This is a genomic window from Mesorhizobium sp. M0910, assembly GCF_040319465.1.
Taxonomy (GTDB): domain Bacteria; phylum Pseudomonadota; class Alphaproteobacteria; order Rhizobiales; family Rhizobiaceae; genus Mesorhizobium.
Window position 1 is genome coordinate 22,297 of the sequence record NZ_JAMYNZ010000008.1, and the last position, 19,789, is coordinate 42,085.

21 protein-coding genes and 1 pseudogene are annotated in these 19,789 nt (G+C 62.8%); 9 read left to right on the plus strand and 13 right to left on the minus strand.

What is annotated here, in order from left to right:
- The first annotated feature begins 229 nt into the window (after positions 1–229).
- On the plus strand, positions 230–1,144 hold the full coding sequence (locus tag NKH78_RS20415; RefSeq protein WP_352509963.1) for a hypothetical protein: 915 nt from the start codon (positions 230–232) through the stop codon (positions 1,142–1,144).
- A gap of 13 nt (positions 1,145–1,157) precedes the next feature.
- Here NKH78_RS20415 and NKH78_RS20420 read toward each other — a convergent pair whose 3' ends face one another.
- The 5 genes from NKH78_RS20420 to NKH78_RS20440 all read right to left on the minus strand — a co-directional run bounded on the left by NKH78_RS20420 (position 1,158) and on the right by NKH78_RS20440 (position 3,936).
- A complete protein-coding gene (locus tag NKH78_RS20420; protein WP_352738073.1) occupies positions 1,158–1,370 on the minus strand; it encodes a hypothetical protein in 213 nt (70 codons plus the stop codon).
- Positions 1,371–1,489: 119 nt separating this feature from the next.
- Positions 1,490–1,888 (minus strand): GFA family protein, encoded by a 399-nt coding sequence (locus tag NKH78_RS20425; RefSeq protein ID WP_352883645.1) that lies wholly within the window; start codon positions 1,886–1,888, stop codon positions 1,490–1,492.
- A gap of 195 nt (positions 1,889–2,083) precedes the next feature.
- Positions 2,084–3,040, minus strand: a complete 957-nt coding sequence (locus tag NKH78_RS20430) for an alpha/beta fold hydrolase (protein WP_352509965.1) — start codon at positions 3,038–3,040, stop codon at positions 2,084–2,086.
- A gap of 41 nt (positions 3,041–3,081) precedes the next feature.
- Positions 3,082–3,567: an SRPBCC family protein gene (locus NKH78_RS20435; RefSeq protein ID WP_352509966.1), complete on the minus strand. Its 486-nt coding sequence runs from the start codon at positions 3,565–3,567 to the stop codon at positions 3,082–3,084.
- A gap of 120 nt (positions 3,568–3,687) precedes the next feature.
- The gene (locus NKH78_RS20440; RefSeq protein WP_023674751.1) at positions 3,688–3,936 is read right to left on the minus strand and encodes a ParB N-terminal domain-containing protein; all 249 of its coding nucleotides are present in this window, start codon (positions 3,934–3,936) and stop codon (positions 3,688–3,690) included.
- 156 nt (positions 3,937–4,092) lie between these two features.
- Between NKH78_RS20440 and NKH78_RS20445 the strand changes: the two genes are divergently transcribed.
- The 5 genes and pseudogenes from NKH78_RS20445 to NKH78_RS20465 all read left to right on the plus strand — a co-directional run bounded on the left by NKH78_RS20445 (position 4,093) and on the right by NKH78_RS20465 (position 9,592).
- Positions 4,093–5,733 carry a N,N-dimethylformamidase beta subunit family domain-containing protein gene (locus tag NKH78_RS20445; protein ID WP_352506402.1) on the plus strand — a complete coding sequence of 547 codons (1,641 nt, stop codon included), beginning with the start codon at positions 4,093–4,095 and terminating at the stop codon, positions 5,731–5,733.
- Between the two features lies 1 nt (position 5,734).
- On the plus strand, positions 5,735–7,102 hold the full coding sequence (locus tag NKH78_RS20450) for an aminotransferase family protein (RefSeq protein ID WP_352506403.1): 1,368 nt from the start codon (positions 5,735–5,737) through the stop codon (positions 7,100–7,102).
- 10 nt (positions 7,103–7,112) lie between these two features.
- Positions 7,113–8,042 carry a 3,5-dioxohexanoate:acetyl-CoA acetone transferase gene (kce, locus tag NKH78_RS20455; protein WP_352506404.1) on the plus strand — a complete coding sequence of 310 codons (930 nt, stop codon included), beginning with the start codon at positions 7,113–7,115 and terminating at the stop codon, positions 8,040–8,042.
- Between the two features lie 9 nt (positions 8,043–8,051).
- Positions 8,052–8,564, plus strand: a complete 513-nt coding sequence (locus NKH78_RS20460) for a GNAT family N-acetyltransferase (protein ID WP_352506405.1) — start codon at positions 8,052–8,054, stop codon at positions 8,562–8,564.
- A pseudogene (locus NKH78_RS20465) lies at positions 8,561–9,592 on the plus strand (histone deacetylase family protein). Before NKH78_RS20460 ends, NKH78_RS20465 begins: the two are co-directional and overlap by 4 nt.
- A gap of 18 nt (positions 9,593–9,610) precedes the next feature.
- Here NKH78_RS20465 and NKH78_RS20470 read toward each other — a convergent pair.
- Positions 9,611–10,876 carry a cysteine desulfurase-like protein gene (locus tag NKH78_RS20470; protein WP_352883648.1) on the minus strand — a complete coding sequence of 422 codons (1,266 nt, stop codon included), beginning with the start codon at positions 10,874–10,876 and terminating at the stop codon, positions 9,611–9,613.
- A gap of 48 nt (positions 10,877–10,924) precedes the next feature.
- The gene (locus tag NKH78_RS20475) at positions 10,925–11,992 is read right to left on the minus strand and encodes an aldo/keto reductase (RefSeq protein ID WP_352702994.1); all 1,068 of its coding nucleotides are present in this window, start codon (positions 11,990–11,992) and stop codon (positions 10,925–10,927) included.
- Positions 11,993–12,321: 329 nt separating this feature from the next.
- Here NKH78_RS20475 and NKH78_RS20480 point away from each other — a divergent pair, with 329 nt between their 5' ends.
- Positions 12,322–12,486: a hypothetical protein gene (locus tag NKH78_RS20480; protein ID WP_352506409.1), complete on the plus strand. Its 165-nt coding sequence runs from the start codon at positions 12,322–12,324 to the stop codon at positions 12,484–12,486.
- 50 nt (positions 12,487–12,536) lie between these two features.
- Here NKH78_RS20480 and NKH78_RS20485 read toward each other — a convergent pair whose 3' ends face one another.
- Complete coding sequence (locus NKH78_RS20485; RefSeq protein WP_254817666.1) at positions 12,537–13,043, minus strand: DUF1993 domain-containing protein; 507 nt, start codon at positions 13,041–13,043, stop codon at positions 12,537–12,539.
- Between the two features lie 123 nt (positions 13,044–13,166).
- Between NKH78_RS20485 and NKH78_RS20490 the strand changes: the two genes are divergently transcribed.
- Positions 13,167–14,204 carry a DUF1176 domain-containing protein gene (locus tag NKH78_RS20490; protein ID WP_352506410.1) on the plus strand — a complete coding sequence of 346 codons (1,038 nt, stop codon included), beginning with the start codon at positions 13,167–13,169 and terminating at the stop codon, positions 14,202–14,204.
- Here the strand turns inward: NKH78_RS20490 and NKH78_RS20495 are convergent.
- The 5 genes from NKH78_RS20495 to NKH78_RS20515 all read right to left on the minus strand — a co-directional run bounded on the left by NKH78_RS20495 (position 14,201) and on the right by NKH78_RS20515 (position 18,526).
- Entirely contained in the window at positions 14,201–15,058 is an 858-nt protein-coding gene (locus NKH78_RS20495; RefSeq protein WP_352506411.1) for an alpha/beta hydrolase family protein, read from the minus strand. The two genes, NKH78_RS20490 and NKH78_RS20495, sit on opposite strands and share 4 nt — an antisense overlap.
- A 92-nt stretch (positions 15,059–15,150) precedes the next feature.
- Positions 15,151–16,761: an NTP transferase domain-containing protein gene (locus NKH78_RS20500; RefSeq protein WP_352702997.1), complete on the minus strand. Its 1,611-nt coding sequence runs from the start codon at positions 16,759–16,761 to the stop codon at positions 15,151–15,153.
- Complete coding sequence (locus tag NKH78_RS20505; RefSeq protein WP_352506413.1) at positions 16,758–17,462, minus strand: XdhC family protein; 705 nt, start codon at positions 17,460–17,462, stop codon at positions 16,758–16,760. Before NKH78_RS20505 ends, NKH78_RS20500 begins: the two co-directional genes overlap by 4 nt.
- Before the next feature lie 6 nt (positions 17,463–17,468).
- Positions 17,469–17,807: an XdhC family protein gene (locus tag NKH78_RS20510; protein ID WP_352506414.1), complete on the minus strand. Its 339-nt coding sequence runs from the start codon at positions 17,805–17,807 to the stop codon at positions 17,469–17,471.
- A 224-nt stretch (positions 17,808–18,031) separates the two neighbouring features.
- Positions 18,032–18,526 (minus strand): flavin reductase, encoded by a 495-nt coding sequence (locus NKH78_RS20515; protein ID WP_352506415.1) that lies wholly within the window; start codon positions 18,524–18,526, stop codon positions 18,032–18,034.
- A 180-nt stretch (positions 18,527–18,706) separates the two neighbouring features.
- Between NKH78_RS20515 and NKH78_RS20520 the strand changes: the two genes are divergently transcribed.
- Positions 18,707–19,780, plus strand: coding sequence for a branched-chain amino acid ABC transporter substrate-binding protein (locus NKH78_RS20520; RefSeq protein WP_352883652.1), 1,074 nt, complete (start codon positions 18,707–18,709; stop codon positions 19,778–19,780).
- Positions 19,781–19,789: the final 9 nt, after the last annotated feature.

Below are 19,789 nucleotides of genomic sequence, written 5' to 3' on the forward strand. Positions count from 1 at the left end.
AGGCAGGACAACGCCGTCGGACAAACCAAGCTGGATTCCTAACAAGAAACTACCAACAAAGTTTGAATCGAATTGTTAGGGGGTTTGCATCGGAACGTTCGCCCGGACGGGGGTGCGCCATCCCCCAACGTTCGACCACGTGGCTGCCTCGCAATCCCGCTTGACAACTCACGGCATGAGATTAGTCTCCACTAATCTTACGGTGTAAGGCCATACTTGGGAGGAAGTCATGCAGCCCGCCGCCCTATCAGAATTGCAGCCCGTAGCCCCGCCCGAGCCACGCTCGCCCGCCATCGGGATCGACGAAATATCGCGCGATCTCAGCCGCGTTATCGAACGCGCCGAGGTCAATGCCTGGCTCGATCTCTATCGCGCCGCCCCGGCAGACTTTGCCGCAAGGCAAGGCCTTGCCATCGCCGAAGATGGCGATCTCGTCTGGACCACCTGCACGACGATCCCGTTCATCCATTTCAACTGCGTCAAGAATCTCGGTGTCGATAGCGCTGCCACCGAGAGCCGGCTCGACGCGCTTCTGGCGCATTATCGCGAGGCCGGTATTCTGCGGCCCTGGTTCTACACCAATCCGCATACCGAGCCCGCGACGCTCAGCTGCTGGCTCGAGGCACGCGGCCTGCAGCGTCAGGGCGGTTGGGAACGCATCTTTCGCGACGCCACGCCATTGCCAACGGAGCCGCTTTTCCCGTCGAAGGATGTCTCGGTCGAGCGGGTGACGTCGGCAACGGCAAGGGAATGGGCTGGGTTCATCGACAGCCAATATCGGTTGCCGACCTCACCATGGTTGCTAGCGCTGGCCGGCCGACGCGGCTGGCATCATTATATGCTGCGGCGGGACGGCGCGGTGGCGGCGGTGCGCTCGATGTTCATCGGTGCCGACGGCATGGCCTGGAGCGGCATCGACGCGCCGGTGCCCGGCATCATGGCGCCGAGCTTCGACCTCGATGCAATGCTCGGCGAAGCGATGGTGCGCGACGGACTTGCGGCCGGTGCAAAACTGTTCGTGGCCGACATCGAGGCGCGGCAGTGCGAACGCGACGGGCCGGCGTATCGCAACTATGCGCGCCTCGGCTTCAGGCTCGCTTATTTCCGCAGCCATTACAGCTATTTGCCGGCAAATTCCGGCTGACCGCTTCAAGACCCTAGCTGCACAACCACAGCTTGTGGCAGGTCGTGGCCATGAGGTGGGCCGGCGGTACAAAGTGATCGTTGACCGGCGCATCATCGTCTACCCGGCGGATCTTTTCTTCGAGCAGCGTGCGAAGGTCTGCCGGCTGCACGCGGTCGCGCTCCATTACCAGCTTGATCATCGGATCGCTCAAGAGTTCATCCAGGGTGTTGATGCTGTCGTTCATCCGTCGCCTCCTCGACTGCCTGCCCGCACGCCAATAGATAGGCAGCAATGATGGCCCGCCAATGACGCTTTGCCGGCTATCTCGTGTCGCTTCGGATTAAATTTTGTCCAGATTCCACCTCAAATCGGAGGTGGCGCGCCTTCAAACTGCGGCAGGCCGTCGTCGATCTGGACCCAGGGCTGCTTCGAGGCGGTCCAGATATGCATCTCAGGCCTGAACACCGAAGGATCATCGAGCGAGCCGGTCGTGATGCCGATGATGCCGGCGGAATCGCGCCGGGAAAACAGCGTCGTGCCGCAACGCGGGCAAAAGCCACGCTTGAGATCGGGCGAGGAATTCACCGTCGCCAGCGGACCGTCGACCGTCACATCGTCGATGCGGAACAGCACGCGCGCGTTGAAGGCGGCACCCAGTGCCTTCTGGCAGAGCCGGCAATGGCAGACGCGCTCATTGATCGGTGTCGCCTCGACATGGTAGCGCACCACACCGCACAAACACCCGCCCTGATATCTTGCCATCGCCCATGTCCCTTCCTGCGAGGATAGGCGATACCTATCGACAGGCGTGGCACCGTCAATTGAAAAGCTTTGATGGCGTCATCTAAAGCTGTGATCCGGGCCGATGGGCGATCGGCTGGATGCGCCGCGCCAAGGCCTCATCAACGAAATGCCGGCCATCTCGCGGGAGACGGCCGGCAGCCAATTGACTGGACGTCAGTTCGTTTCGTTGACGACCTCATCCCAAGTCTTGACCTTGGTCTCGCCATTGAGGAACGGCAGCGCGGCAGCTGTCAGTTCCGGCGCGAAGAACACGTCGTAATGAGTGCGGTTCGGCAGGATCGCCAGGCGGTTTTGCGACAGGTTCTCGCGCATCCAGCCGGCGTCCTTCAACCCGCCGCCAAGCATCTGGTAGAACTTGATCTCGTGCTCGGGCCGGTACATGTCACTGTCGCCGAACACCAGCATGACCGGCATTTTCAGCTTCGGCACGTCGGCAGAATAATCGTAGTCCTTGCGCATATAGGCGCCGAGCTGGTCGAGCAGTTTCGGAAAATCCTCCGGATGCGGCGCGACCGCGACGTAGGATTTGTACATCGGCGTGTCCTTCATCATGTCGGCCATCGCTGCGCCGACTTGTGCCTGCTGGCCACGCATCTCGGCATAGAAGCCGTCCGCGGCGTAGCCGGTCGAGACCAGGACGAGCCGGCGCACCACGTCGGGATGCTGCACGGCCATGCGGAAGGCGACGCCCCCACCCAGCGAATAACCCATGACGTCGACCTTGTCGTAGCCGAGCGCCTTGACGATCGCCGCCATGTCGTCGCCCATCGCCTCCAAGCTGAGCGGCCGGTCGCCGAGCGCGGTGCGGCCATGGCCCTGCAGGTCGACCCCGATGACGGTGCGGTCTTCGGTAAGCTTCGGCAGGATCGGCGCGAACATGTCGGTTGTGCCGAGACCGCCATGCAGCAGAAGCAGTGGCTCGCCCTTGCCATGGACGGCGTAATAATAGTTCAGGCCGTTGATCGGCAGCAGGCCGGACTTTTGCGGCTTCGGCAGTGTTGCGGTTGCGGTCGTCATGGCAGGCTTGGCCTCCTCTGCGTTGATGGTGCCCGGCGCGGCAAAGAGCGCGGCGGCCGAGGCGAAAATGGCAAAAAATATCGATCTGGACATATCAGTCTCCCTCTCTCGTTTGCATCAAAGTCGCTTGTGCATCAAAGTAGCTTGGCGACCTCCTCGAGCTGTTCGGCGCACTGGCCCCAGCCGTCGTGAAAACCCATTTTCTCGTGCTGTTCGCGGTCGGCGACCGACCAATGCGCAACCCGGGCGATGTAGCGGGTCTTGCCCTCGCCCTCGTCGTCGAAGGTCAGCACGACCGTCATGAACGGCTTTTCGGACGGCTCCCACGCCTTGGTATAGGCATCGGTGAAGACGAGCTTTTTGCCTGGTACGACTTCGAGGAAGATGCCTGGATTCGGGAACTCCTTGCCGTCGGGATCGGCCATGACCACAAGGGTGGAGCCACCGGTCCGCACATCCATTTCGGCGCGCGGCGTCGTCCACGGCTTCGGCGAGAACCATTGCGTCAACAGGTTCGGCTCGGTCCAGCAGCGATAGACGTTCTCGCGCGGCGCATCGATGATGCGGGCGAGAACCAGCTCGCGGTTGGAGTTGGGGGCGATGTCGAGCTTGGTGGTCATGGCGTTCCTCACACGTCGGTTTTGGCTTCCGTGTCTAGGACGAACCAACAAGACGCAAGCCGACACGGTCCGCGAAAAAATCCGCGGGACCGGAGATTCGAGCAACGGAACTGAATGGCTTCAGTGGCGCTTGGCTTGCACCAGATAGGCGTCGATCTCGGTCTCGCCGAGCCACTTGGCCGCTTCCAGCCGATGCAACCCTTCGACCAGGATATGACGCTTGCCGTCATGGCGCACCTGGATCGGCATCTTCATTCCGTTTTCCAGAATGTCCTCGGCCAGATGGCGGACGGTTTCGGGATGCAGCGTCTTCTTGCGCGCGGTCGGCACGTAGATATCGTTGACCCTGACCTTTTGCACTCTCAGCATATCGGCTCCCGTGGCGGACAACGCCGCCCTTTGTGAGATAGTCTGTTTGGCCGGCAAGGCCAAGGGAGCAGCCCGGCAATGGCTGGCCCGATCGTTTCCAATTGACGCTTGGCCGGCGGATGGCCGAAATGGCGGCCTTCGACCTTAGCGGTGTCCATGAACCATCTGCCGACCGAGTTTCCCGATTTCGGACTGACGCCGCAGCAGCGACGCCAGGCGGTGCGCAGCCATTACTGGGAATGGCCCGGTATGGATGGCGGGCGCGGCGAAATCTGGTGCTACAGCGACCGTTTTTCCTATCGCCCCGGCGAGATGGTGGCGCTGCATGTCAGTTCGACGGCCGCCGGTTTCGGCATCGCGATCATCCGCGACGGCGGCGCGGAAACGACAATGTTCGAAAGGACCGGGATTGCGGCGCGCTGGCAAGATACGCCGGATCAATGTTCGGTCGAAGGCTGCGGCTGGCAGGCGTCGTTCGAGTTTCGCATCGGCGACGACTGGCCATCCGGCGCCTATCGCGTCACGCTTGAAGCGGACGGTCGCGACGGCAAGCCGATCCGCTGTCATCACCTTTTCATCGTCTCGCCGCAGCCCGGCAAGAAACCCGGCCGCGTGCTGCAGGTCGCGGCCACCGGCACCTGGCTCGCCTACAACACATGGGGCGGTTCCAACCATTACGAAGGCATCACCGGGCCGGCCCGCGACCAGTATGCACGAATGGTGTCGACGCAGCGGCCTTGGTGCCGCGGGTTCGTCGTGCTGCCCAAGGATGCGCCGCGCGTGCCGCTCGAAGTCGCGGTGCCGCCGAAAACCGTGCCGCGCTATCCGCACATGGAATGGGCCTTTGCCACCGGCCATTCGAAGAAATACGCCTCAGCCGGCTGGGCAAGCTACGACAGCCATTTCTTCCGCTTCGCTGAGCGTTCCGGCTACGCCGTCGATCTCGCTAGCCAGCACGATCTGCATTTTTCGCCCGACATTCTCGACGGCTATGACTGCGTCGTCTTCGTCGGCCACGACGAATATTGGACCTGGGAAATGCGCGATGCGGTCGACACCTATGTCGAGCGCGGCGGTCATGCGGCGCGCTTTGCCGGCAACTTCATGTGGCAGACCAGGCTGGAGGACGAAGGCCGCCGGCAGGTCTGCTACAAATACCGCGCCCGCGCCGAGGACCCGGCCTATCGCGGCGGCGATATAAGGCGCGCCACCAATTCCTGGGAAGCGCCGGAAATCGGCCGGCCGGGTGCGGCGACCTTCGGCCTCAACTCGACAAGAGGCGTCTATGCCGGCTGGGGCGGCTGCGCGCCGCGCGGTGTGCGCGGCTTTCCGGTCTACCGGCCGGAGCATTGGGCCTTTGCCGGTACCGGCATCTACTATGGCGACCTGCTCGGCGCCGACAGCCATGTCTATGGCTATGAGGTCGATGGGCTCGATTTCGAGATCCGCGGCGGCCTGCCCTACCCGACGCCCGACAGCGGCGCACCGGACGGCCTGCAGGTGCTCGCGGTCGGCATGGCTGCCCAGGTCGAGGAAAGCGCCGACATCCCGTTCGAGGACCAGTTCCTCGGCGACGAGGACGGCCGCTTCACCGCCGAAACGCTGTTCGGCGAGGCGAGCGACGCCAATCTCGATAAGGTTAAGCGCGGCAACGGCATGATCGTCAATTTCCGGCGCGGCAAAGGCGAGGTGTTTCACGCCGGAAGCTGCGAATGGGTTGCCGGCCTGCTAAGGCAGGATGCGATGGTCGAGCGTGTTACCAGAAATGTCCTCGACCGCTATCTCGGAAAGTCATGACATGCTGAAGTCCCCTGCCCCGGAAGCCCGCGAAGCTTCGCATCTGTTTTATCTGTCCAGCCTGCGCCGGCCGCTGATCGACCGCGCCGAAGGCATCTACATGTGGACGCAGGATGGCCGCCGCTTCATCGACGGATCGAGCGGCCCGATGGTCGCCAATATCGGCCACTCCAATCGCAACGTGCTCGACGCGATGAAACGGCAGATGGACCGCGCCACCTTCGCCTACCGCCTGCATTTCGAGAACGAACCGGCAGAGGAGCTCGCGCGGCAACTGGCGGCCAAACTCCCCGAGGGCCTGGACCGCATCTTTTTCGTCTCCGGTGGCTCGGAGGCAACGGAATCCTGCGTCAAGCTGGCGCGGCAATGGGCGGTCGCCATCGGCCAGCCCAGCCGCTGGAAGGTGATCACGCGCTTTCCGTCCTATCATGGCGGCACGCTCGGCGCGCTCGCCGTCACCGGCGACGATGCGCTGGCCGAAACTTTTGCGCCGATGATGCAGCTCATGCCGACGGTTCCGGCGCCCACCGCCTGGCGTGACCGCGACAATCTTTCGATGGAACAGCGCGGTATCCGCTACGCCGACATGCTGGAGGAAAAGATCCTCGCCGAGGGATCGCAGAGCGTGCTCGCCTTCATCATGGAGCCGGTCGGCGGCGCTGCCACGGCAGCATTGGTGGCGCCCGACAGCTATTATCCGCGCATCCGCGAGATCTGCGATCGCTACGGCATCCTGCTCATCCATGACGAAGTGATGAGCGGTGCCGGCCGCACCGGAAAATTCCTTGGCGGCGACCACTGGAACTGCAAGCCAGACATCATCGCGCTGTCGAAGGGGCTGGGCTCGGGTTATGCCCCGCTCGGTGCGCTGGCGGCACCGATGCGGCTGGTGCAGCCATTGCTCGCGTCGGGCGGCTTCCAGCACGGCCATACCTATGCCGGCAATCCGCTCGCCTGCGCCGCCGGGCTCGCCGTGCTAGGTGAGATGGACCGTCTCGGCCTGATCGCCAACGCGGCTGTCATGGGCGAGCTATTGATGGACGAGCTGAAGGGATTGGCGAAGCGGTTTCCATTCATCGCCGACGTCCGCGGCAAGGGCCTGCTCACCGGTGCCGAAATGGTCGCCGATCCGGACACGCTGAGGCCGATCGAGCCGGCGAAAAAGGCCACTCAGCGCCTGCTCGACCTCGCCTATGAGCGCGGCCTGATCATCTACGGACGCAAGGTCAAGGGCGGTGTCGACGGCGACAATTTCATGGTTGCGCCGCCGATGATCGTCACCGCCGCGCAGATCGGCGAGATCATATCCATCATCGGTGACGCGCTCGAGGTGCTGGCCGGCGAGCTCGACCTGCCGGTCGAAGGCTGAGGAACGAACCATGGCACCGCGCAAAGTCATCATCACCTGCGCCGTCACCGGGTCGGTGCACACCCCGTCGATGTCGCCGCATCTGCCAGTGACGCCGGACCAGATCGCCGCAGACGCAATCGCCGCCGCCGAGGCCGGCGCTTCGATCCTGCATCTTCATGCCCGCGACCCTAAGGATGGGCGGCCGACCGCCGACCCCGAGGTGTTCATGCAGTTCCTGCCGCGCATCAAGCAGGCGACCGATGCGGTGATCAACATCACCACCGGCGGATCGTCGCTGATGACGCTCGACCAGCGGCTGGCCGCGCCGCTCAGGGCCGAGCCGGAAATGAGTTCGCTCAATATGGGTTCGATGAACTTTGCGCTGTTCCCGATGCTCGAGCGGCCGCGGGAATGGCAGCACGAATGGGAGCCGAAACTGCTCGAGGCCACCCGCGACACGATCTTCAAAAACACCTTTGCCGACATGGAGACGGTGCTCGAGAAGCTCGGGCGCGGTTGCGGCACGCGCTTCGAATTCGAGTGCTACGATGTCGGCCATCTCTATTCGCTGGCGCATTTTCGCGATCGTGGGCTGGTGTCTGGACCTTTGTTCATCCAGTTTGTTTTGGGCATCCTTGGCGGCATCGGCGCCGATCCAGAAAACCTGATCCACATGAAGCGCATCGCCGACAAACTGTTCGGCGACAGCTACCAATTTTCGGTGCTGGCCGCCGGACGCCACCAGATGCCGATGATCTCGATTGCGGCGGCGATGGGCGGCAATGTCCGCGTCGGGCTGGAGGACAGCCTCTACGACGGGCGCCAACTCGCCAAGTCCAATGCCGACCAGGTGCGCCGCATCCGCAGCGTGCTCGACGGCTTGTCGCTGGAGGTCGCGACGCCGGCCGAGGCGCGGCAGATGCTGGCGCTCAAGGGCGGCGATCGCGTGGCGTTCTGAGATGCGGCCGTGACCAACCCACCGTCAAGAGACATCGTCATCCGCCCCGGCTGGGTGGAGGACGTCGAAACCATCCACGCCGCGCTCCTACGGCTCGGCGCGCATGTCGGCGCACATCAGGAGATCACCTCGACAGCTCGGGATCTCCGCACCTATGGCTTTGGCGAGAAGCCTGCCTTCTCGACCCTGATCGCCGAGGTCGGCGGCGAGTTTGCCGGGCTTTGCCTGCATTTTCCAATCTTCTCGACATGGATGGGACGGCCCGGCGTCTATGTGCAGGACCTCTATGTCGAGGACCGTTTTCGCGGCCGCAGGATCGGCGAGCACCTGCTGCGCCGGGTCGCGGCGCAATGCCGGAAGGACGGCGGCGTCTATCTCAAGCTGTCTGTCGATACCGACAACGAGACCGCCAAGGCTTTTTACGAACGGTTGGGCATTGCCTGGTCCAGCTACGAGCAGGTGCAGAAGATCGTCGGCGACGCCTTTTTCGCCTTCGCCGATGCACCGGAGGAGCCAACATGAAAGCCTTCTATGCCGAAGAACAGAAGCGCCACGACCCGAAGGCGTTCCTCTCCAGCGGCGCGCCGCAGCCCAATCCGGAAAAGCCGGAACGGGTCGAGCGATTGTTGGCCGGCGCAAAGGCTGCCGGCTGCACGATCGAACGGCCGCGGGATCACGGACTCGGCCCTATTGCCGCGGTACATACGCCGGAATATCTCGATTTCCTTCACCATATCTTCGCGCGCTGGCAGCGCATCGAGGGCGCCTCGGCCGAGGTCATCCCCAACATCCACCCGATCGCGCGGAACGGCTCCTATCCGGCCTCGGCGGTCGGCCAAGCCGGCTAGCACATGGCCGACACAGCCTGCCCGATCTCCGGCGAGACGTGGCAGAGCGCGCTTTGGAGCGCCTGGAGCGCGGTTGAAACCGCCGAGGCGGTGATGTTGGGAGCGCCGGCCGCCTACGCGCTGTGCCGGCCGCCCGGCCATCACGCCTTTGCCGACGTCGCCGGCGGCTTCTGCTTCATCAACAATTCGGCGGTCGCCGCACAGGCTCTACGCAAGCAGGCAGCGCGGGTGGCGATCCTCGATGTCGACCTGCATCACGGCAACGGGACGCAAGGCATCTTCTATGCCCGGCCGGACGTGCTCACCGTGTCGCTGCATGCCGACCCGGCGCGGTTCTATCCGTTTTTCTGGGGCTATGCGGACGAGCGCGGCGAAGGCGCCGGCCTCGGCTACAATCTCAACCTGCCGCTGCCGCGCAAATCCGGCGATGCGGCTTTCCTCGAAGCACTGGCGGCAGCGTTCCAGCGCATCGACGCCTTCTCGCCCGATGCGCTTGTGGTCGCGCTGGGCCTAGACGCCTTCGAAGGTGATCCGTTCGGCGGGCTGTCGGTGAGCACGCCTGGTTTTTCGCGCATTGGCGAGGCGATCGCCCGGCTCGGCCTGCCAACGGTCATCGTCCAGGAAGGCGGTTATCTCTGCGATGAGCTCGGCGACAATCTCACCGCCTTCCTCACCGGTTTTGGCGGCGCCCACAAGCGATGATCCGTCGGCGTGGCCCGCTCAGGATCGCTCCTGCCTCAGCATGGCGACAACGCGGTGCACGCTCTCCAGCGTCTCGTCGATCTCGGCTGCAGTGTTGTAATGAGCGATGCCGATGCGCACCACGCCCTGCTCGGCCGGAATGCCGAGCTGGTGGACGATCTCCCAGGCGTAGTTGTGGCCGGACCACAGGAAGATGTTTTCCGCATTCATCTGCCGCACGACCGTCTCCGGCACTATGCCTTCGACAGTGAACGACACCGTCGGCACACGCTCATCGATCCGCTTCGGATCGGTGATGCCGTGGATGGTCAGGCCGGCAATATCCGACAGACCGTCGATCAACTGTTGCGTCAGCGGGTTCTCGTAAGCGATTGAGACTTCGAAGGCCTTGGCGATTTTCCGCCGACGCGACCCTTGCGCGCCAGCTGCCGCTCCCAACTCGGCAAAATAATCGATAGCCGCCGACAGGCCGGCCATCAATTCAATTTGCAGCGTGCCGAGCTCGAAGCGCTCCGGCAAGGCATTGGACGAGCAACGGCATTTATACGGCTTAAGCGCATCGATAACGCCCAGCCTGCCCCACAAAATTCCCATATGCGGGCCGAAGAACTTGTACGCCGAGCAGATCAGGAAATCGCAGCCGAGGTTTTGGACGTCGATCAGACCATGCGGCGCGAACTGGACGGCATCGATGTAGACCAACGCACCAGCCCGCCTAGCGATGCCGGTCAACGCCTTCACCCGGTTGATCGACCCGGTGAGATTGCTGGCGTAGTTGAGCGCGACGAGCCGCGTCCTCTCGGAAAGCAACGCGGCGAGCGCCGCCTCCTCGATCTGCCAGCTCTGCTGATCGAAAGGCAGCCAGCGCACGACAAGGCCAAGGTCTTCAGCCAGTTGCAGCCAGGGTGAGACGTTGCCCTCATGGTCCATGCGGGTGAGGATGATCTCGTCCCCGGGCTTCATCGTGCGGCCGAGCGTTCGCGACATGTGGTAGGTCAATGTCGTCATGTTGGCACCGATGATAATTTCCTGCGGGCTCGCAGCGCCGAGAAAATCCGCCATCGCCAGATGGGCCTCGTCGACAATGTCCTGTGCCGCAATGGTGGTCTCGAAGAAGCCGCCGAGGTTGGCATTGGTGGTCAGCAGGCAGCGTGACACCGCGTCCGCCACCGACTGCGGGACCTGCGTGCCGGCAGGATTGTCGAGATAGATGCGCTGGCGGCCCTTGTCGGTCAGCGACAAAGCCGGAAATTTCGCGCGCACCGCGTCGATCCGGAAGCCCATGGCTGTTCCCCTCTCCTTATGACAATCGGACAACCACGTCCCGACGCGTCAAGGGCACGGATTGCCGACACGCTGGTGGATCGCATCAACGGCTTTCTGCATGTCCTCGGTCCAGACCACGTCGGCGGAAGAGAGCGCCATTTCGAGTTGCGAAATGGTGGTGGCGCCGATGATGTTCGAGGTGACCAAGGGCCGGTTCGAGACATAGGCATTGGCAAACAGCGCCGGCTCCATGCCGAAGGTGCGCGCCAACCGGTTGTATTCGAGCTGCACCTCGGCAGCATTCGGCGTCTCGTAGCGCTGGCCGCGGTTGAACAACTGCGAGCGCGAGCCCTGCGGCCGCGCGCCATGATCGTATTTGCCGGTCAAATAGCCTTGCGCCAGCGGTGAATAGGCAAGCAGCGACACCTGCTCGCGCTCGCAGACTTCGGCAAGGTTCACCTCGAAGGTGCGATTGACGAAATTATAGGCGTTCTGCAGCGAGGCGACGCGCGGGCCGAGGCCCTTGTCGGCTTCGGCAATGAAACGCATGACGCCCCAGGAATTCTCGTTCGACAGGCCGAAATGGCGGATCTTGCCGGCCTTCACCAGTTCATCAAATACGGCAAGCGTCTCGGCGATCGGCGTCTCGCCTTCCGGCACACCGGCGGCATCGGAGCGTCGCGGCAAGGTGCCGATGCGGTTCGGATTGGCGCCCCACGGCACGTCGCGTTCCGGCCAATGGATCTGATATAGGTCGATGTAATCGGTGTTGAGCCTGGCGAGTGACTTATCAATAGCGTCGAAGATATCGGCGCGCACCAGCTTAGACGAGCGGTCGCCGCGAAACCAAGTGTTGGCGGTGCGACCAACTACCTTCGAGGCGATGATCACTTGGTCCCGATTGCGCTTCTCCTTCATCCAATTGCCAATGATTGTCTCGGTACGGCCTTGTGTCTCCGCCTTGGGTGGGATCGGATAGAGTTCGGCGGTGTCGATGAAATTAACACCGCGAGCAAACGCCAGATCCATCTGGGCGTGACCGTCCGCCTCGGTGTTCTGCTGGCCCCAAGTCATCGATCCGAGGCAGATTTGCGACACGAAAAGATCGGTCTGGCCGAGACGGCGTTTGTGCATGGAGTTTCCCCGGCGGGAATTTTGCGCGGCTGCGCGAGGAGGAAGCAATAGCATACAGGAAAGCGCCGCCCGCTTCCAAGCCCACCGACGGCAGGTCAGGCGACTTTCCAGGATGCCGGCGAACGGAGTTTTTCGCTGCGTCTAACAAAAAACCGGCCAAGTGCCGGGACTGAGGCCTACGCTCGAAGCACCGCCGAAGTTTCGCCGGAACAGCCGAATTATGTCAAAAAAGATCAGGGCAGCATGGCTGCCATGCGAATGCTGCACTGCACAATTGTCATGATCTGCCTATATTGACGGCCGTGGAGGTTCAATAAGGGGCTTGAATCATGGGATTCTTCACTGAAATGTTCGCCCGTCCGCGTCCGCGGGAACAACTGCGTTATCGTGCGGCACTGGCGCTGCTCCATTCGATGAGCAATGCCGATCGCGCCGATATCGGCGTCAAGCCGGCCGATTTCCCGCGCATCGCTCGGGAAATGTCCGTACGCTAAACAGCGCGCCGTGAGAATCCCGCCGCAGCGGGATATCTCACGAGCTAATCTCAACGCAATCCGAGGAAGATCGACTTGCCCAATGGCACGCCGTTGTGGCGCAGGATGTCGTAGGCGGTGGTCAGGTGGAAGTAGAAATTGGGCATGGCGGCATGCAGCAGATACTGCATTCCCGGCATCGAAACCTCGCGCCCGGCAAGCCGCAGTTCGACCATCCTGTCATCTGAACCATCGAATTCGGCCGCCGAAAATGTCGCGAGATAGTCGAGCGTCTTGGTAAGGCGGGCCTGCAGATCAACGAAGCTCGTCTCATTATCCTCGTATTTTGGCACCTCACGCCCGGCAAGCCGCGACGGCGCGCCCTTGGCGTGATCGGTGGCAATCTGTACCTGCCTGGTCAGCGCAAACATGTCCGGCGCCAGCCTCGCCGTCAGATACACCTGCGGATCAATTTTGCGATCAGCCGCATTTTGCTCGGCAATGTTCAGCACATTGGCTAGTGACTTCAGCCTCGCCGAAAATACCGGCACGGATGCTTCATACATTGATATGGTCACAAGAAATCTCCACGCGGCCCTACTGCCTATGGCGAGAGGTAGCGCTTTCGCAGGCGATTGTTCAAGCGCCACCACGTCGCCGCGATCGATATGATAGGATTTTTTATCGAGTGGAGGTTCCCGATGAGACGCGCCCTTTTTGCAGCGACCGCCTTTATCTCTCTTGCCGTTGCCGGCCAATCGGCGCTCGCCGCAGACGCGCCTTATATCGACGACAGGTCGAATGCCGAGGCGGTGATCCGGTCGCTTTATAGTGCCATCAGCCGGCACGAATTCGCGCGCGCCTGGGACTATTTCGGCGACACCAAGCCGGCCAAGGATTTCAATTCCTTCGTCAAAGGCTATGACGGCACGGACACGGTCGAAGTGAAAACCGGTGGCGTATCCGAAGACGGGGCTGCCGGCAGCATCTACTACAGCGTTCCGGTCGCCATCCGGGCGACGGCCAAGGACGGCAGCGAGAATGTCTTTGCCGGCTGCTATACGCTGCGCCAGATCAACGCCTCGATCCAGGAACCGCCATTTCGCTCGATCTTCATCGACAAGGGTGCGCTGAAACCCTCAAAGGCCGATTTCGAGGATGCCGTGCCGGCAAGCTGCGGCGAAGGACCGCCGCCGCCGAAGAAGGACGCAGCGCTTGAACAGGCCAACAAGGCGTTTGCCGCGACTTATGGCGACCAGTGCGACAAGGATCTTTTGGCGCAGAAGCCGGACATTTTCTCGATCCACTACAAGGACAAGGATGCGGCTGCCAGCGATCCCGAAAGCGAAACGCGGCTTTTCCATTTCGCCTGCTCGGCCGCGGCCTACAACGAAAACTCGATCTATTACATGAGCGACGACGTGCTTGGCGTAAGACAATTGCAGTTCGCCGAACCTGAAATGGACATCCGCTACGAGAACAATGACAGCGACGGCAAATTGCTGGGCATGACCATAGTTGGCTTCCAGACCTCCGGCTGGGCAACCAATTCCGATTACGACGAAGAGACCAAGACGATCACCACCTTCAACAAATGGCGTGGCATCGGCGATGCCTCTTCGTCGGGGACCTATCTGTTTCGCAACGGCGATTTTTCCCTGGTCCAGTACGACGTCGACGCGTCTTATGACGGCGAGGAAAATCCGCAGACGGTCGTCGACTACAATACCGCGCCTTAAGGGGCCTTCGACAACATCCAGTTGAGCGTGCCGCGCCAGTCGGTCATGCGGATGGGCGTGCCGTGCGTGCCGGTCTCGAAGCGGACGAAGCGCGTGGGATAGCTCTTCGATTTGGCCAGGATGGAGCGGAAGAAGGCTTCCTGTTTCTCGATTGGAAACACCGGGTCCTTGCTGCCTTGGCCGAAGAAGACCGGCACACGACGCTTGAAGGCGGGGCTTGAGAAGAAACTCTCGTCCCATAGCGAGCCGAGCAGCAGCAGCCCGTCGATGCGCCGGCCGGTATCATTGCGGGCGGCCAGCTTCCAGCATAATGAGCCGCCCATCGAGCCGCAGGCGACGAAGATTTTTGCGCTCGGCGATTGTTCGGCATAGTGGTCGATCAGCGCGGCGATCTGGGCGGCACCTGTGTCGCCGAAATCGGAAAAGTCCGGCGATAGATAGAGACCGCCGTTGCCCGCCATCAGGTTCTTGATGCGATTGAAATTACCGCCGAAGGTAAAGTCGTCGGTGCCCTGCTTACGGCTGCCGCCCTGCCCGTGCAGATAAAGCACGATGATGCTGGCGCCCCCGGTCTTGCCGACGGCAATGTGGCGGACATCGCCGGCGTCGGTCTTCAGCAAGAGATCCTGCTGCACCTTGCGCACGCCGGTTTCGGTGTATTGCGCGTGCACACGACGCTCAGGCACTTCGTCACGAGCGTTGATGTCGCGCAGCTCACGATAATCGACCACCGTATAGGCGCCGTTGCTCTCGGACGAGAGTGTGACCGGATAGGCGAACAGATCGTCCTTGAAGGGTTTGAGTTCGAGAGCGTTGGCGTAGGCGACACAAAAGAGCTGCAAAAGAATCGCCATCGGCAGGGCCGGGAGGCCAGAGGGGGGCAAGCGGAACCGGAAGCAGGAACGAAAGGCCATCCCTCAGCCATGCGTTTTTCGGCTTCGGTTTGTCAATCCTGCAGCACGCCGCCGGCGCCTTCCAGCGCCTCGCGCGTGTCGACATCGATCGCTGCCCCTTCGCCGATCTCGACATCGATGACGTCGAGCCCTTCGGCCTCGACCAGATGGCGGGCGCCGGTATCGCCTTGGAGGTGAGCGATCGCGGCAAACAGCGAACGCGGCAGCAGCACCGGATTGCCGCGCCGCCCAGCGTGCGAGGCCCGCACCACCGATCGGCCTTCGGACCTGCGGAACGCCTCGATCAGCCTGTCGAGGTCGGCCGAGGCGACGCCGGGCATATCGCCGAGGACAATCATGGCGCCGGCGGCGTCGCCGGAAATCTTGGCGATGCCGGCCTTTAGCGACGAAGACAGACCCTCGGCGAAATCCGGATTGTCGGCGAAGGTCACATCGAGGCCAGACAGTGCACTGCGCACGCGCTCGCTCTGGTGGCCGGTGACGACGATGGTGGCCGCGGCTTTCGAACCGACTGCGCGTTCGGCGGTGCGGCGGACCAGAGGCTTGCCATCGAACAGTGCCAAGAGCTTGTTCGGCCCGCCCATGCGGCTGGAGCGGCCGGCGGCCAGAAGCACGATCTCGACCTTTGGTTCGGCTTTGGCCGGCAACGGCTCGCGCGGTTGCGGCCGCGTCGGAATTTCCATCAACAGCCCGCCGACACCCATGCCGGCAATATCCCTGGCGGTCACGTCGAGACCGGCGATCAGCCGGTCGAGCACCCAGTCGAAGCCGTTCTCCTTGGGACTGCGGGCGCAGCCCGGCGCACCGATGATGCGCTTGCCGCCGAGTGTGCCGAGCACCAGCAGATTGCCGGGATCGACCGGCATACCGGCGCGGATGACAGTGCCGCCGGCCCTTTCGATCGCAGCAGGAACGACGTCGCCGAAATCGGCCATCGCCGAAGCGCCGAAGATCACCACCATATCGTTGTCGCGGATCAGCGAGGCCGCAGCCTCGGCGAGGGGGATAATTTCATGCGGCGTTCGACGCTCCGCCGTCAGCCTGCCGCCCGAACGCGCCAGGCGTGCTTCGGTGACGCGCAGCGTCTTGTCGAGCACGCTGGGTTTGATGCCGGGCAGCACCGTCTGGATGACGCCGACGCGCACCGGCTGATAGGCGTTGACCGCAAAGATCTCGCCGCCCGCGCAGATCCTTGCCACCGCATCGACCAAAGCGGAGGCGACCGCAAACGGAATGATCTTCACCGTTGCTACCATCTGACCTTTTTCGACCGGCGCATGCTGCGCGAGCGTGGCGATGGTGATCGTCGGATCGACGGCGTTGATGGCGTCGATCATCGCCGCGTCGACGGTGAACATGCCGGCAGCCTGCGCGTGGAGGTTGACCCTACCTGTCGCGGCAGGCTTCGCCTCGATGTTGCGATGGATCATACATGCGGCGATCTTTTCAGCGGCGACGTCCTCGCTGAGATCATCGGGCGCCAACACCGCCGCGACGACCTCGGAAATGCCAGCGGCCTTCAACAGGGACACATCCCCGGCGCTTAACCGGTGCGCCTTGCGGTAGCGGCGCTCTCCGGCTGTAGTGGCGTGCGCAAGCACTGCCCCTTCGGCCGCATCGATCGCAACGGGACCAAATTTCACGCGACCGCGCCTTTGGATTCGAGGCCGCGGGAGCGAAAGGCATGGATCGCTTGCGCCAACACCGCGACGGCAATCTCGGCCGGGCTGGCAGCTCCAATGTCGAGGCCGATCGGGGCATGAATGCGGGCGATCTGGTCGGCTGTCGCCCCCGAAGCCAGCAGGCGTTCCACACGTTTGGCGTGGGTCTTGCGGCTGCCGAGCGCGCCGACATAAAAGCAGCCGGCGTCGAGCGCCGCCTTCAACGCGAAATCGTCGATCTTCGGATCGTGGGTGAGAGCAGCCAGCGCCGTATAGTTATCGAGCGGCTGACGCGTCAGCACATCCTGTGGCCATTCGGCATGCAGCGCGATATCGGGAAAACGATCGGGCGTGGCAAAGGCCGTGCGCGGATCGATGATCTCGACAGGATAGCCGGCGATCCTGGCCATCGGTGCCAGCGCCTGGCTGATGTGGACGGCGCCGATCACCACCAGGCGCGGCTGCGGCAGATGTGCGTTGAGGAAGAACGTGCGCCCCTCAGCTTCGACCGAACCGGAATTGCCCGTGCGAAATGCCTTGGCGACGGCCGCCCCGAGTTCACCGGCTACCCGGTCTCCCTCGCGTACGACACGGTCGCGGCCGTCGCCGAGATCGGTGACCAGGATTGCCGCGCGGCGGGCGCGGCGTTCGGCGTTGAGTGTCTTCAGCGCATAGGGATCCATTCGAGATCAACCCAATCTTTCTACATAGACCTTGATGCGGCCGCCACATGACAGGCCGACTTGCCAGGCGGTCTCGTCTGCGACGCCGAATTCGAGCATTTTGGCCTTGCCGCTATCGATAACCTCGAGCGCCTCGGTGACTACGGCGCCTTCGACGCAGCCGCCCGAGACGGAGCCGTGGAAATTGCCTTCGGCGTCGATGACCAGGTGGCTGCCGACCGGCCGCGGCGCCGAGCCCCAGGTCTCGACCACGGTGGCAATGGCGACATCCTTGCCGTCCTTCATCCAGCCCTCCGCGATGATCAGCGGGTCGCGAGCCTCATCGAGATAGATACTGCGTTCCATGATTTCTCCCTGAGAGACATGTGGTTATGCGACGCGCTTCACGCCAGCCTCGATCCACCCGCGCGGGTCGACCGAACCCATAAACAGCACGGTTGCCAGCGACCGGTTCCGCCACATAATCCGCACGGGGCAACAGATCGAGCGTCTCGTCGATCATCCGCGGCGCCGGACGCGGTTTTCCACTCGGTCATTCTGTCTCCGCGGGCGCAGCCATCTGAAAGCCTCTACAGAGCGTGGTAGCCGCGGTTGTGATAGATCAGCGGCCGCAAGTTATCGCCGATGCGCAAACCTGTAACCTTGCCAAAAAGCACACGGTGCGTGGCCAGATCCTTGGAGTCGATCAGTTCGCAGTCGAAGACGGCGAGCGCGCCCTTCAGCGTCGGCGCACCAGTCGAGATCACGTCCCATTCGGCCAACGCGAAACGCTCCTCGACCGGCAGGCCGGTCATGCCGGAAAAGCCGATCGACAGCGGCTCCTGATCCGAAGCCAGCGTGTTCAGGGCAAATTTGCCGTTTTCCACGAACGGCTCATTCTTGGGATTTTCGCGATTGAGGCAGACCAGGATGGTTGGCGGCGTGTCCGACACCGAGCAGGCCGCGATCACCGTCGCGCCGCGCCTGCCGGCGGGGCCATCGGTGGTGACTACATGCACATGACCGGCAAAATGGGCCATCGCGTCGCGGTAGGCCTGCGGCCCGATGTCATTCTTCTTCAGCACCGATGATTTTCCACTAGTCAGAACCAACCGTTATATATGGGGGGATATTGCAGCCCACAAGCGAAGTGCTTGACGTATATCCTGGATTCCCGTGTTGCGCCAAAGCTGGCCAGCCTTTAGGTCTTGACGGCATTGGCGCCGGCAGAACACGCGATCGGCGCGGAGGAATTCTTCGCTCGCATGCGACCTTGGACAACCACAATAGCGGTGCTGGCCTGGCTCTCGGTCGCCGGTGGTGCGAGCGCCGAGAGGCTGCGGGTCGGCGTCGCGGCACCGCTGTCGGGGCCGTCGGCGATCCTCGGCAAACAGATCGAGGCTGGCGCGACAACGGCGGCTGAAGCGAACGACGCCGAAATCACGACGATCGATGACGCCTGCACGGCCGATGGTGGCGCCGCCGCCGCGCGGGAGTTAACCGCGGCCAAGGTCAACGTCGTCATCGGGTTTTTGTGCACCGACGCAATCGAGGCGGCTCTGCCGATCCTCAAGGATGCCGGCATACCGGTGATCACAGTCGGCGTTCGCACGGAAAGCCTGACCGACCGGCGCGCCAAGACGGGATGGCCGATCTATCGTCTCGGGCCGCGCGGCGACGACGAGCGCAATGCCGTCGCTGCCATCCTCACCCGCCTATGGCAGGCCGAGCTGTTCGCCATCGTCGACGACGGCACGATCTATGGCCGCGAAATGGCCGAGACGTTTCGGGCAGCCGCCGCGCAAGCGGCTCTGAAGCCGGTGTTCGTCGACACGTTCCGGCCGCAGCTCGACAACCAGATCGGCCTGATCGGCCGACTTAAGAAAGCCGGCGCAACGCATGTCTTTGCCGGCGGCGACGGCGATGATGTCGCCATTATGGGCCGGGATGCTGGCCAGCTAAATACCGGCATGGTGTTTGCCGGCGGCGAAGCGTTGCGCGCGCCGCTCGGCGATGTGCCTTATGCCATCGGCACGCTGATGATCGCGCCGCCCGAATGGGCCGATGTCGCCGACCCCAAGGTGCTGCAGAGCTTTGCCGGGCAAAACATCGTGCCGGAAGGTTACACCCTGCCCGCCTATGCCGCGGTCGAGATCGCCAAGTCGGCTTCGGCATTGACGCAAAGCTCAGGCGAGAGACTGGCCAACGTGCTGACCGCGCATGACTTCACCACGGCGATCGGACCGATCCGCTTTGACGAAAAAGGTGACCTGACGCAAAATCCTTATCGAGCCTACCGTTTCGACGGCGGCCGTTTCGTGCCGGCGGAGAGCCAATGATGTCCAGCA

Coding starts and splice junctions, on each gene's coding strand:
- NKH78_RS20415 (WP_352509963.1), top strand. CDS start 230: ATGCAGCCCGCCGCCCTATCAGAATTGCAGCCCGTAGCCCCGCCCGAG.
- NKH78_RS20420 (WP_352738073.1), bottom strand. CDS start 1,370: ATGAACGACAGCATCAACACCCTGGATGAACTCTTGAGCGATCCGATG.
- NKH78_RS20425 (WP_352883645.1), bottom strand. CDS start 1,888: ATGGCAAGATATCAGGGCGGGTGTTTGTGCGGTGTGGTGCGCTACCAT.
- NKH78_RS20430 (WP_352509965.1), bottom strand. CDS start 3,040: ATGTCCAGATCGATATTTTTTGCCATTTTCGCCTCGGCCGCCGCGCTC.
- NKH78_RS20435 (WP_352509966.1), bottom strand. CDS start 3,567: ATGACCACCAAGCTCGACATCGCCCCCAACTCCAACCGCGAGCTGGTT.
- NKH78_RS20440 (WP_023674751.1), bottom strand. CDS start 3,936: ATGCTGAGAGTGCAAAAGGTCAGGGTCAACGATATCTACGTGCCGACC.
- NKH78_RS20445 (WP_352506402.1), top strand. CDS start 4,093: ATGAACCATCTGCCGACCGAGTTTCCCGATTTCGGACTGACGCCGCAG.
- NKH78_RS20450 (WP_352506403.1), top strand. CDS start 5,735: ATGCTGAAGTCCCCTGCCCCGGAAGCCCGCGAAGCTTCGCATCTGTTT.
- kce (WP_352506404.1), top strand. CDS start 7,113: ATGGCACCGCGCAAAGTCATCATCACCTGCGCCGTCACCGGGTCGGTG.
- NKH78_RS20470 (WP_352883648.1), bottom strand. CDS start 10,876: ATGGGCTTCCGGATCGACGCGGTGCGCGCGAAATTTCCGGCTTTGTCG.
- NKH78_RS20475 (WP_352702994.1), bottom strand. CDS start 11,992: ATGCACAAACGCCGTCTCGGCCAGACCGATCTTTTCGTGTCGCAAATC.
- NKH78_RS20480 (WP_352506409.1), top strand. CDS start 12,322: ATGGGATTCTTCACTGAAATGTTCGCCCGTCCGCGTCCGCGGGAACAA.
- NKH78_RS20490 (WP_352506410.1), top strand. CDS start 13,167: ATGAGACGCGCCCTTTTTGCAGCGACCGCCTTTATCTCTCTTGCCGTT.
- NKH78_RS20495 (WP_352506411.1), bottom strand. CDS start 15,058: ATGGCGATTCTTTTGCAGCTCTTTTGTGTCGCCTACGCCAACGCTCTC.
- NKH78_RS20505 (WP_352506413.1), bottom strand. CDS start 17,462: ATGGATCCCTATGCGCTGAAGACACTCAACGCCGAACGCCGCGCCCGC.
- NKH78_RS20510 (WP_352506414.1), bottom strand. CDS start 17,807: ATGGAACGCAGTATCTATCTCGATGAGGCTCGCGACCCGCTGATCATC.
- NKH78_RS20520 (WP_352883652.1), top strand. CDS start 18,707: ATGCGACCTTGGACAACCACAATAGCGGTGCTGGCCTGGCTCTCGGTC.